The 14,179-nt window shown below is 59.4% G+C and carries 1 protein-coding gene; it reads right to left on the bottom strand.

The genetic code is table 11. The features are described 5' to 3' along the window. Nucleotides 1–164: 164 nt before the first annotated feature. On the bottom strand, nucleotides 165–14,096 hold the full coding sequence (locus HNQ50_RS01440) for an MBG domain-containing protein (protein WP_184096810.1): 13,932 nt from the start codon (nucleotides 14,094–14,096) through the stop codon (nucleotides 165–167). Between the last annotated feature and the right edge of the window lie 83 nt (nucleotides 14,097–14,179).

Below are 14,179 nucleotides of genomic sequence, written 5' to 3'. Positions count from 1 at the left end.
TTTTCCTGTTCAATTCCTGAGATCCATCACTGTTGCCTTTCGGGCCAGACAATGTGGATAAATGGGCGCCATACCAAGGGGCACGGCCAAACTACACTCGCGGCCTGATTGACCGGAAAGGGAGGCGTCCTTGTCAGAACTCCTCCCTGTGTGGCGCTCCTTGTTTACCCTTTGGTCAACTTGATCCCGGTCGAGACTTTTTTCCATCTCATATTGGGCGCCGTATCACGCTGGCAATCTTTCAACATCGGCATCTCCCCTGGCACCTTGTTCGCAAGCCCGGCTTGCTTCAAATCCCCAGCCTGCAACTGGCTGTTGCCAATAAAGCACGCCAGTGAGGAAGGTTCGACATTCATCACGCCCACTTGGTGGGGTGCTTCCTCTTTTGCCGACGGATCCGCAGTAATTGTGAACTCACCGGGAACGAAGTTTTTCAGGTCGTAGTTGCGATTAGCGGCCAGGCTACCAATGCCAATGTTGTATGACCCGACACCTTCACCCACCACGCGCTCGAGATTGCCGGTCAGCGTGTTTTCTACCGTGTCATTCAGCGCTACGTTCACAAGATTGCCATCAGCGTCGTAGCTCTTCACGGTGCTGTTGACCAGATCGCTGGTGGTGTATGCAAGCGTTGGATCATCCGTGCCAAAGACCTTGCTGGCATTTGAAGCATTGACTGTCAGTGCGGCTGGGGTGATCACCTCGTTCGCACCCGCTGTATTGATTGTCAATGCGTAGTTGCTGTTGGCGGCTAGGCTACCGTTGGTGATCGCGTAGTGGCCCACGTTTTCCCCCGACTGGCGGCCCAGATTGCCCGTCAGCGTAGTGCCTACGGTGTCATTCAGCGCGACGTTCACCCGCGTACCGTCAGCGGCATAGCTGTTTACCGTGCCATTAACCAGACCACTGGTGGTATAGGCCAGTGTTGGATCATCCGTCCCGTAGGTCTTGGTGACGTTCGAAGCATTGACCGTCAGATTGGCCGTTGTGATCGTTTCGCTGGAGCCGACGGTATTGATCATCAGCGCGTAGTTGCCATTCGACGCCAGACTGCCATTCGTGATTGCGTAGCTACCTACGCCCTCGCCCGACTGGCGACCCAGATTACCGGTCAGCACAGTGGCAGTCGTGTCTGCCAGCGCCACATCCACCTGGTGACCGTCAGCGGCATAGCTCTTCACCGTGCCATTCACCAAACCTGTCGCGGTGAACGCCAACTCCGAATCATCCGTGCCGTACGTCTTGCTGGCGTTCGAAGCGTCGACGGTCAGCGCCGCGGCAGTAATGACCTCATTGACGCCCGCTGTATTGACGGTCAGCGCGTAGTTGCTGTTGGCAGCCAGGCTACCTTGCGTGATTGCATGGTTGCCCACGCCCTCACCCGCCTCGCGACCCAGATTGCCGGTCAGTGTGGAACCTTCTGTGTCATTCAGCGCGACATTCACCAAGGCCCCGTCGGCGCCATAGCTCTTCACCGTACCGTTTACCAAACCGCTGGTGGTGTATGCCAGCGCCTCATCATCGCTGCCGTAAACCTTGGTGGCATTTGCGGCATCCACCACCAGATTGGCTTCGGTGATGGTTTCGCTGGTGCCTGCCGTATTGATCGTCAACGCATAGTTGCTGTTGGCGGCAAGGCTGCCATTGGTGATCGCATAGTTGCCTACGCCTTCACCCGCCTGGCGGCCCAGATTGCCAGTCAGCGCGGTAGCGGTTGTGTCGTTCAGCACCACGTTGACCAGGTTACCGCTGGCATCAAGACTCTTCACCGTGCCGTTCACCAGACCACTGGTGGTGTACGCCAGTGTCTGATCATCCGTGCCATAGGTCTTGCTGGTGTTCGACGCATCGACAGTCAGAGCGGCGGCGTTGATTGTTTCGTTGGCGCCAGCCGTGTTGACCGTCAAGGTGTAGTTGCTGTTGGAAGCCAGGCTACCTTGTGTGATTGCATGGTTGCCCACGCCTTCGCCCGCCTGGCGCCCCAGGTTACCGGTGAGCGTGGTGCCCACTGTGTCGTTCAGCACCACGTTGATCAGGTTGCCGCTGGCATCCAGGCTCTTCACGGTGCCGTTCACCAGACCGCTGGTGGTATATGCCAGAGCCTGGTCATTGGTACCGTAGATCTTGCCGACACTGGATGCAATGACAGTCAGATTTGCGGCGGTAATGGTTTCGAACACATTCGTGGTATTGATGATCAGGTTATAAGCACTGGACCCATTACCCGTCAGCCCGATACTGCCGTTGGTTACTGCATAACGACCCACCGCTTCACCCGACTCGCGACCCAGATTACCGATCACCGAGGTGGCTGATGCGTCACTCATATTCACGGTGGTCAACGCACCGCTGGAATCCCAACTATTGACCGAGCCAAGAACCAGGCCGCTGACCGTGTAGTTCAACGTCGGATCATCCGTGCCGTACACTTTGGTGGCATTCTCCGCTGCCACCGTCACCGTCAGGTTGGCCTTTGTAATCGTTTCGTTGGCACCATTGGTGTGGATTGTCAGCGCGTAGTTGCTGTTGGCGGCAAGACTGCCATTGGTGATTGCATAGTTACCTACGTCCTCACCCGATTGGCGACCCAGGTTGCCGGTGAGCGTTGTGCCGACCGTATCGGCCAGTGCCACGTTGACCAGGTTGCCTGACGCATCGCGGCTCTTCACGGTGCCGTTGACCAGACCGCTAGTGGTATAGGCCAGCGTCGGGTCATCGCTACCGTAGGTCTTGGAGACATTGGCGGCATCCACGGTCAGATTTGCTTTCGTGATCGTCTCTTTGGCACCGGTGGTATTGATCGTCAGCGCATAGTTGCCGTTTGACGCCAGGCTGCCGTTGGTGATGGCGTAGTTGCCCACACCTTCGCCCGCCTGACGACCCAGACTGCCGGTCAGCGCGGTAGCGGCCGTGTCGGCCAGTGCCACATTGACCAGATTGCCGGACGCATCGCGGCTCTTCACCGTGCCGTTGACCAAACCTGAGGTCGTATAGGCCAGCGCCTGGTCGTCACTACCGTAAACCTTGGTGGCATTGGCGGCGTCCACCGCCAGATTGGCTTTGGTGATGGTCTCGCTGGTGCCTGCCGTGTTGATTGTCAACGCATAGTTGCTGTTGGCGGCGAGGCTGCCGTTGGTGATCGCGTAGTTACCCACACCTTCACCCGCCTGGCGACCGAGGTTGCCGGTCAGTGCGGTAGCGGCTGTATCAGCCAGTGCCACGTTGACCAGGTTGCCGGACGCATCACGGCTCTTCACCGTGCCGTTGATCAAGCCACTGGTGGTATACGCCAGTGTCGGATCATCCGTGCCGTAGGTCTTGCTGGCATTCGAAGAGTTCACCGTCAGCGCAGCAGCGGTAATCGTCTCGTTGGCACCGGCAGTGTTAACGGTCAGCGCATAGTTGCTGTTGGCCGCAAGGCTACCTTGCGTGATCGAATGGTTGCCCACGCCCTCACCCACCTGGCGACCCAGATTGCCCGTCAACGCAGAAGCCGCTGTGTCGTTCAGCACTACATTGCCCAGGTTGCCGCTGGCATCCAGGCTCTTCACCGTGCCGTTGACCAAACCCGAGGCCGTATACGCCAGCGTCGGATCGTCACTGCCGTAGACCTTGCTGGCATTGGCGGCATCCACAACCAGATTGGCTTTGGTGATGGTTTCGCTGATGCCTGCCGTGTTGATCGTCAACGCGTAGTTGTTGTTGGCGGCAAGGCTGCCATTGGTGATGGCGTAGTTGCCCACACCTTCACCGGCCTGACGACCCAGGTTGCCGGTCAGCGCGGTAGCGGCCGTGTCGGCCAGTGCCACATTGACCAGATTGCCGGACGCATCGCGGCTCTTCACCGTGCCGTTGACCAAACCTGAGGTCGTATAGGCCAGCGCCTGGTCGTCACTACCGTAAACCTTGGTGGCATTGGCGGCGTCTACGACCAGATTGGCTTTGGTAATGGTCTCGCTGATGCCTGCCGTGTTGATCGTCAACGCATAGTTGCTGTTGGCAGCAAGGCTACCGTTGGTAATGGCGTAGTTACCCACACCTTCACCCGCCTGGCGACCGAGGTTGCCGGTCAGTGCGGTAGCGGCTGTATCAGCCAGTGCCACGTTGACCAGGTTGCCGGACGCATCACGGCTCTTCACCGTGCCGTTGATCAAGCCACTGGTGGTATACGCCAGTGTCGGATCATCCGTGCCGTAGGTCTTGCTGGCGTTCGAAGAGTTCACCGTCAGCGCAGCCGCAGTAATCGTCTCGTTGGCACCGGCAGTGTTAACGGTCAGCGCATAGTTGCTGTTGGCTGCCAGGCTACCTTGCGTGATCGCATGGTTGCCCACGCCCTCACCCACCTGGCGACCCAGATTGCCCGTCAACGCAGAAGCCGCTGTGTCGTTCAGCGCAACATTGCCCAGGTTGCCACTGGCATCCAGACTCTTCACTGTGCCGTTGACCAAACCTGAGGCCGTATACGCCAGCGTCGGATCGTCACTGCCGTAGACCTTGCTGGCATTGGCGGCATCCACCACCAGATTGGCTTTGGTGATGGTTTCGCTGGTGCCTGCCGTGTTGATCGTCAATGCGTAGTTGTTGTTGGCGGCAAGGCTGCCATTGGTGATCGCGTAGTTGCCCACACCTTCACCGGCCTGACGACCCAGGTTGCCGGTCAGCGCGGTAGCGGCCGTGTCGGCCAGTGCCACGTTGACCAGGTTACCGCTGGCATCCAGGCTCTTCACAGTGCTGTTCACCAAGCCACTTGTGGCATAGGCCAGTGCGTGGTCATCGCTGCCGTAAACCTTGGTGGCATTGGCGGCGTCCACCACCAGATTGGCTTTGGTGATGGTCTCGCTGATGCCTGCCTTGTTGATCGTCAACGCGTAATTGCTGTTGGCAGCGAGGCTGCCGTTGGTAATGGCGTAGTTGCCCACGCCCTCACCGGCCTGGCGACCCAGGTTACCGGTCAGTGTGCTCCCCACTGTATCGTTCAGCGCCACGTTGGTCAGATTGCCGCTGGCATCAAGACTCTTCACCGTGCCGTTCACCAGACCGCTGGTGGTGTACGCCAGAGCATGATCGTCCGTGCCATAAGTCTTGCTGGTGTTCGAGGCGTTTACCGTCAGTGTGGCGGCGTTGATTGTTTCGTTGGCACCAGCCGTGTTGACCGTCAACGCGTAGTTGCTGTTGGCGGCCAGGCTACCTTGCGTGATTGCATGGTTGCCCACGCTCTCGCCCGCCTGGCGCCCCAGGTTACCGGTCAGCGTGGTGCCCACTGTATCGTTCAGGCCCACGTTGACCAGGTTACCGCTGGCATCCAGACTCTTCACCGTACCGTTTACCAGACCTGTTGTCGTATAAGCCAGCGCCTGATCATCCGTGCCATAGGTCTTGCCGGCGTTCGAGGCATTCACGGTCAGTGTGGCCGCAGTGATGGTCTCGCTGGTACCCATAGTGTGGATCGTCAACGCATAGTTGCCGTTTGACGCCAGGCTGCCGTTGGTGATGGCGTAGTTGCCCACGCCTTCACCGGCCTGGCGACCCAGGTTGCCGGTCAGTGCGGTAGCGGCTGTATCAGCCAGCGCCACATTGACCAGGTTGCCGGATGCATCGCGGCTCTTCACCGTGCCGTTTGCCAGACCGCTGGTGGTAAACGCCAGCGCCTGATCGTCACTGCCATAAACCTTTGTGGCATTGGCTGCATCCACCACCAGATTGGCTTTGGTGATGGTCTCGCGGGAACCCGCCGTGTTGACCGTCAACGTGTAGTTGCTGTTGGCGGCAAGGCTGCCGTTGGTAATGGCGTAGTTGCCCACCCCTTCACCAGCCTGGCGACCCAGACTGCCGGTCAGTGCGGTAGCGGCCGTATCGGCCAGTGCCATATTAACCAGGTTGCCGCTGGCATCCAGGCTCTTCACCGTGGCGTTGACCAGACCGCTGGTGGTATACGCCAGTGTCGGATCATCCGTGCCGTAGGTCTTGCTGGCATTCGAAGCATTCACCGTCAATGCAGCAGCGGTGATCGTCTCGTGGGCACCGGCCGTGTTGACGGTCAGCGCATAGTTGCTGTTGGCGGCCAGGCTACCCTGCGTGATCGCATGGTTGCCCACGCCCTCCCCCGCCTGGCGACCCAGATTGCCGGTGAGCGTGGTGCCGACCGTATCGGCCAGTGCCACATCGACCAGGTTGCCGGATGCATCGCGGCTCTTCACCGTGCCATTCACCAAACCGCTGGTGGTGTACGCCAGGGTCTGGTCGTCCGTGCCGTAAGTCTTGCTGACATTCGAAACATTCACCGTCAGGGCTGCAGCGGTAATCGTTTCGTTGGCGCCAGTCGTGTTGATGGTCAACAGATAATTGCTACTGGAGTTACCGCTCGCCAGGCCCAGGCTGCCATTGGTGATCGCGTAGTTGCCCACGCCTTCCCCGGTCTGGCGACCAAGGTTGCCGGTCAGCGCAGTGGCCACTGTATCGGCCAGCGCCACATTCACAAGGGTCCCGTTGGCGTCATAGCTCTTCACCGTGCCACTGATCAACCCGCTGGTGGTGTAGTTCAGCGTCGGATCATCCGCCCCGTAGGTCTTGCTGGCATTGGATGCGGTCACCGTCAGGTTGGCCGCAGCAATCGTCTCATTGGCACCGGCGGCATTGAGCACGACTGCGTAGTTGCTGTTCGAGAAATTCAGGCTACCCAGTGTGATGGCGTAGGTGCCGACATTTTCGCCCGACTGGCGCCCCAGATTACCCCCCATCGCGCCGGAACCTGCATCGTTGACCGATACATTGACCAGGTTGCCGTTCGCGTCGTAACTCTGGACCGTGGTATTGATCACGCCTGCGGTCGTGTATTGCAGCACCTGGTCATTGCTGCCGTAAATCTTGCTTGTGCTTTCCGGCGACACCGTCACCGTCAGGTTCGCCTGAGTAATGGTCTCGTGAGCGCCCGTGGTGTTGATTGTCATGACATAGTCTGTGTCCGAAGACAGCAAACTCCCGTGGGAGATGGCGTAACTGCCCACGCCCTCACCGGCCTGGCGACCCAGGTTGCCGCTCAGCTGCAACGAGCTGACGGTGTCATTACCTTGCAAGCCGGCCACGTTATAGCTCAGCATCGGGTCGCTCGTCCCGTAGGTCTTGCTCTGGTTATTGGCCGTCAACGTCAAGGTGGCGGCAGTAATCGTGCCGCTGGCATTGACATAGTTCACCGTGTAATCAGAAATGTAGCCACCACCCGCAACCGAAGCGTTGGTCAGGTTTCTGGCCACCAGTGTAGATTGGCCCGCGCCAAGTACATGCGCACTGGCGAATACCTCAGCCGCACTCCCTGCAAGGCTGTCATTGCCGACAAAGCCGCTCACGTTGGCCGTCACATTCGACAATGCAGTGCCGTCATACACCTTGCTGTCGCCTGCGGCCTTCACCGTCAGGGTGGCCGGTGTAATGTTCACGGTCAGGCCGTCGAACGCCACATTGCCGTAACCACTGACACAAGAGCCAAGCGTCGCTGCCGTCACCGCCGCAGAGGTGGGCTGCACGTTGACCGACCAGCAGCCTGCATGGGCGCTTGCCGCCGTGCCGTTCCCCACGCCGCCATCAAAATTGAAGGTGTAGGAGTCGCCATCGAATACGGTCGTATGCGAGCCCGGCGAAAGCACTACCGCCACCCTGCTCGAACCGTCATAAATCTTGTCGGCCACTGAGGTGCCATTCGCCAGGGGCAATACCGGCTCCACGCGGTACATCAAGTTGAGGCCAAAATTAGCATTCGGGTTAACCGTGCTCGTGTTGCTGCCAAAGACCTTGTTATACAGCGTGCCGTTCGCCACCAGCGTCTGGAGCGTTGCCGAATTAGCATTGCCCGAATAAATTGCCACGGTCTTGCCAATACCCACGGTTGCCCGCAGGGAGCCCGGAGTGGTCAGGATCACATCGCCAGCGGCGTCGACGCCACTGGCCTGGCCCAGCACACCACCCTGACCCGCCGCCAGCGTAATGTTGCCGTTGCTTGCAGTCAGATTGCCACTCAGTGTCAGATTGCCCTGCTGGGTGGTGAGGGCGATACCCGCGTTGGCACTCACGTTGGCGGTCACCGTCATGCCATTGGCAGCCGATGCGGTCAGGGTGCTGTTGGCGCCCGTCAGGCTGACGGGCTGGGTCAGGCTCAAGGTGCCGTTCGCAATCGTCAGGTTCGCCGACCCCGTGCCCGTCAGACCCTTCAACGTCGTGTTGCTCACGGTATTGAAGACCAGATTGCTGTTGTCCGTGATCGCGCCGGTGCCGCTCCAGTTGCCGGCGCTGCCATTGCCTACCTGCAGGGTGCCATTACTGATCGTGGTGGTTCCCGCCAGGCCGATATTGCCCGTGAGCGTCGTGGTCCCATTGCCTGACTGCGTCAGGCTACCGGTGCCGACAATGTCGCTGCTCGTGCTGAAGTTGGTCGCCGTATTGAAAACCAGCGAGCCGTTATCGGTCACCTGACTGCTGACGCTCGGCCCGTTGCCACCGTTGATCTGCAGGGTTCCGCTACCGATCGTCGTCGTGCCCGTGTAGTTGTTGGTCCCCGTCATGAAAACGGTGCCGCCCGTTTGCAGGTTGCCGGTACCGGAAATGTTGCTGTACGCATTGATGTTGGTCAGGCCGAGCGTGACGCCATCAGCCACACTCACAGCGCCGCCGAGCTGGATTCTGGAACTGCCGCTTCCCCCTATGGCGCCGTTCGCCGCCCCATTGATGACATTACTGAGACCGAACGTGATCCCACCACCCCAAGTGCTTGCCTGCTGGGCGATCAAATTACCACCCAACAGGGTGATCGTCCCGCTGCCCAAATTACCCGCATTTTTGTAATAGCCGCTACCCGCGACCAGGCTCACCGTGCCGCACGCGATCGTAGTGCCCCCGCTGAAGGCCTTGCCGCCACCGACAGAGAGAACGCCCGTCCCCACTTTGGTGAGGCCAACCTTGCCCGCGCCATCCTGAATGGCGCCGGAAAAGTCCGAGTTGGCGTTACTGCTGCCCACGGTCAGCATGCTCGCCAAAGTGCTACTGTCGGTGATCGTGCCGCCCCGGCTACTGACGCCATAGGAGCTAGCTGACGTACCATCGAGCAGCGTGGCCACCGCCACGTTGTTGCCGTGCAGGTCCAGCGTGCCACCATTCATACTGACGCAGTTGATATTCAAGCCGCTGGCGTTGGCGATGAGGGAGCCGTTCAAACTGACATTGCCCAGGGTGGTCCCTGCCGCATCCACGATCAGCGTACCGTTAGTCAAGACATTGACGGACGAGCTTGCATTTATCGCCGTATTGGATGTCAGGTCCAGGGTTGCGCCCGCCAAAACGGAGGTCGGGCCAGTATTGGTATTCGTGTTACTCATAACCAGCGTGTGGTTACCCAGCGCTGTCAAGCCCAGCGCGCCTTGCCTGGTGTCGCCCACAACAAACGGCAAGGTGTAGTTACCGTTCGAGGTGTCGATACCGAAGGCCGCGCCGGCTGCGAAACCACCGGACGATGTATTCAGACCGGCCAGCAGCGTCGTCATGTCGGATGCGGAGAACCCCGTGCCATAAGTGCCGTTACCCGCCATCACGGCAAGCGTGGCACCGTTGGAGACCAACACCCGATTGCCGTTCCACTGCGAGGTATCACCGCCAAAGAGCGCGCTGGTGGTGGCGAAATCCAGCGTGCCACACTGCACCAACACCTGCCCCAGCATGGTGATGTTGCCCGCCAGGATGGTCATGCCGGTACCCGACTGAACGAGATCGCCGGTGCCGGTGTAGTTGTAGTTGAAAACGGTTGTATTGCTCTGTGTAAACCTTAGCGTGGAGTTGTTGACCAGCAGCGATGTATTGCCAAAGTTGCCACCCAGCGTGCCGCAGTTGATGGTGGTTACACCGCTATAGGTATTGGCACCCGTAATGTTCTCGTTACCCGTACCCACCTTGGTGATGGATAGCACCCCGCCGCCACCGGCAGGGCCATTCTTGATAACCCCGGTAAAGTTTTGGCCGGTATTGTCTGCACCCAGGGTGAGCGTCGCGTTAGCGCCATTATCTGTGACGGTGCCGCTGCCCTGCAGCGAGCCAATGGTCGCATTCGCTCCTTGTACATCGTAGGTGGTACCGGCAAACAGATTCACGCTGGTATTGGCCAGTGCATTACCACTTGAACTCAGGGTGGTGCCGTTGACCACAATAGTCTGACCGGTATAGGTATTGGCACCCGTGACGGTGAGTCTCTTACCGCCATCGGCGACGAGGACGAACTTGCCCTGCGCCGTGTCGGTCAACACCTGACTGAGGGTGTAGTTGCCATTGGCGGTGTCGATGCCGAAATAGCTGCCATTTGCCAAGCCGCCACTGGCGGCGCTCAGGTTACCAACCAGCTGGGCGATGTCACTGTCGGTGAATCCGGTACCGAGAGTGCCGTTGCCCGGGCGCACTTCCAGCCCGGTACCGTTAGCCACATGGATATTGGCCGCGGTCCATGCGGCGGTGTTGCCACCATACAGCGCACTCTCTGTCGCGATATCCAGGTAGCCGGTAATCACCGCAGTGGTCCCCGTGTAGGTGTTATTCCCAGAGAGAATGATCCTGCCACCGCTCCCCTCATCCGCCGTCAGCGAACCGTTACCAGAAATGTTGTTGGTAAACGTCACCGACGCGCTGGGGGTATTCCAGAAATACAGGTTGCCATTGTCGGTCACGTTTCCGTTGCCGAGCTGACCACTGCCGTAGAGCACCAACTGAGCGCCAGCGTTGATCGTGGTGCCCCCGCTGTAGGTGTTGTTGCCGCCAAATTGCTGCTGCTGGGTGCCGGTTTTGACCACCGACAGCGTGCCCGTGCCGTCCTTGATCACACCAGTGAAAGCAGCGGTACTGCCACCCGACGCATTGAGTGTCAGTGAGGCGTTGGCGCCGTTGTTCAATACCCAGCCACTGCCGCTGAGGTTCGCAGCGGTCAGGTTGTACCCGTTGACATCCAGGCCGCCATTAACCGCCAGAGTACCGGCGTTCGAGCTAAGCGCGTTTGCCGAGCCCACTGTCAGCCATTTTCCGGAATTGACGGTGGTGGTGCCGGTATACGTATTATTGCCGGTGAGTGTGAGATTGGCGCCCGCTTGTAGCACTTGGCCCGCGCCACTGATGGTGGTCGCGACTGTAGCGGGAGAATTCAGGTTGAATATGATACCGCTGTTGTCAATGATCTGGGACGTACCGGTCAGACCGGCGCCATTCACTTGAAGCCAGGCACCGTTGATTGTGGTGGTGCCGGTGTAGTTGGTGACACCGGTCAGAATGGTGCTGCCACTCCCGCCCCTGATCAGATCGCCTGTGCCGCTGATGGCATTGGCGAAGGTCAGATTTGTGTTGCTGCTGAAATTCAGCGTGCCATAGTCCATGACTGCGCCTGTACCCAGCCCACCGGCCAATGCACCCGACCCCACTTGCAAGACGGTACCGGCATTGATGGTATTAGTGCCCGTGTAGGTGTTGCAGGCCGTCAGTACTGTGTTGCCGCTGCCGGATGTCGTCAGGCTGGCCGCGCCGCTGATCACGCCGTTGACCGTGTTTAGCCCGGTCGAGTTGAACAGCAGACCACCGCTCGCGTTGAGCGTGCCATTGAGCGTGGTCGCCGCCGAGCCATTGACTGTCATGTTGCCGACGGTGATCGCGCCCGTGGTGGAAATGGTTCCATCATTGAAGGTCAGGTTGCCGGCAGTGATCGCCTGACTGTCGGTGACCGTGCCGGCATGGTTGAACAGCACATTACCGGTAGTGTTGATGGCTGCATTGAAGTTGAGGCTGCCCGCACCACCATTGCCCACCTGGAGCGTGCCACCGGTGCCGGTGATGCCGGATGTCAATGTGACGTTACCGCCAAAGATGGCGGTGCCGGCGCTCTGATTGATACGCGCGATGGACACATTTTGCGCAAACAGTGTACTACCCGCTCCCTGTTGCTTGATATCACCATTGCCGGTAATGGTGCCGGCCACCGTCGTGTTACCGGACTGGTTGAACACAAGATGGCTGTTGTCCGTCACCCCTCCCGAACCAAGGCGTCCCCCAGTTTCCACCTGGAGCGTCCCACCGGTGATCACCGTGCTGCCGCTATAGGTATTGGCCCCCGACAGGGATGTTGTGCCCGACCCAACTTGCGCAACTGAACCAGTACCACTGATCACATTCGCGACTTGCAACGGACCTGACACGTTAAACATCAGGTTGCCGTTGTCGACAACCGCGCCCGCCCCCAGCGCCCCCAATGCGCTGCCGTTACCCACGATCAGCGTTGTGGTGGCACCTGTGATCGTTGTACTGCCCGCGTAGGTATTGGTGCCGAGCAGGGTAAAGTTGCCACCGCCGCTGACCGTCAGACCGCCACTGCCGGTGATATTGCCGCCAATGACAGACCCCAGGCTCGATGCGTTCAGATTCAGGCCGCCGTCGACGCCATACTGGCCCTTCAGTTGCAGTTCATACGCATTGAGCGTCAGGGCGCCACCGGAATGGCTGGTGATGTTGACGGTGGGATCGTCATAAGTCAGATTGCTGGCCGTCAGCGTGACGTTGCTGGTCGCCAGTTCGGCCATGATCTGGCCGTCTGTGATCGAACTGTTCACCGTGACGCAGGCCCCGTTGACGCCGCCGCTGGTGTTGCCTCCGGCCGCACCATGGGTGATCTGGATGTTCAGCGGATCCAGCAGCAAAGTGCCCCATGTACCCTGCGTGGCACGTGTATCCACTGAATTGACCGGGTTGAACACCAGCGTATTGGCGCTGGAGGTTTCCACCATGCCGCCATTACCGCCCAACTGCCCACCACGCGCAGCGATACTGCCGCCAAAGGTGGTCTGGTCGTTTGACCACAGCACCACCGTACCGCCATTGCCCGTCTGTATCGCCGAGGCATCAATGCTGGAAGCGCCATCCATGGAGACGGTGGCTGCCCTTTGCGTATCTGCCGCGCCATGCAAAGCCCCGCCGACCAGCACCGCGCCCCCACCGTTTGCGCCGGTCGCGTCGATCTGGGCACCACTCAGGCGAATATCCTGGCCAGTGACCGTCACATGGCCACCGGAACCTGTAGTGCCTGCGGCATTGATATGCACACCAGCAAGATCGACCATGCCTTGCGTGCCGCCCTGGATGGTGACATCACCTCCCTGGTCGCCGGACACATCTATCACGCCAGAGAGATTGATGACATTATTCAGGAGTGTGTTTGTGCCATTGGCGGTCAGCAGTAGGCGACCACCCTGAGCGTTGATCATCCCGGTGTTCTGGATGTTTGCATTGGCGCTGGCAGCATCCAGCGTCAGGCCGACCATCTGGCCATTGGATAATACGAGTGTCGCTTGGTCCCCGGCAGCCAGCGCCACCGTACCGTGCGGTGCAGTGAGAACGCCGTCATTGCGAACCTGGTCGCCGACCAGGGCGATCCATCCGCCCGGCGCAACCGAGAGATTGCCCTCGTTCACGATCAAGCCATCGTTTGCGCCATTGCCTTTGAGCAGCAACTGCGCGCTACCTTTGGCCATGAAGTTGGCTGGATCAATGTCTTTGGTGGTGGCCAGGAAGGAACCCGCGTTGACCACAGCGCCTTTGCCGAAGATCACCCCTTGCGGGTTGACAATGTAGACTTGGCCGTTGGCCGTCAACGTACCGAGAATCTGACTGGAACCGTTGGTTCCGACCACCCGGTTCAGTACGGAAGCGGAACTGGAAGGCTGAACGAACTGGACACTTTTACCGGTGCCTACATCGAAACTGTTCCAGTTGATGGCTGCATGCTGCGAACCCTGATTGATCACCATCCGGTTGGTATTGGGGGTCTGAATGGTGGCGGAACCGCCAACGACCACCCCGCCTTGCGGCAAGCCTGCGGCAAATGCCTCCAGCGGCAATGCCACACCCAGTATGAGCGCTGCGACAATCTTGAGCCTGCTCAGAGGCGTGCGCCAATACTGCGCATTTGCAACGGATGCACACCCACCGGGTTCCCCGGCGCCTTTCCCTTTGACCTGGGAAGTTGCGTGTTCACCGACGGCCATCAGCATGGCGCGCTTGCGGTTGAATACCAAGCGATATCGATTTTTGTTCATGAGATAACTCTTTAATGTCTGGTGATTCCGCCAGGCAGCCAGCAGAAACGTTTGGAATACCCGGAGGGTGATGACCGCGCGAG

The organism is Silvimonas terrae, from assembly GCF_014202765.1.
Classification (GTDB): Bacteria; Pseudomonadota; Gammaproteobacteria; order Burkholderiales; family Chitinibacteraceae; genus Silvimonas; species Silvimonas terrae.
Note: the sequence above shows the minus strand (reverse complement) of the source record. Positions and strands in the feature narration are given on the sequence as shown.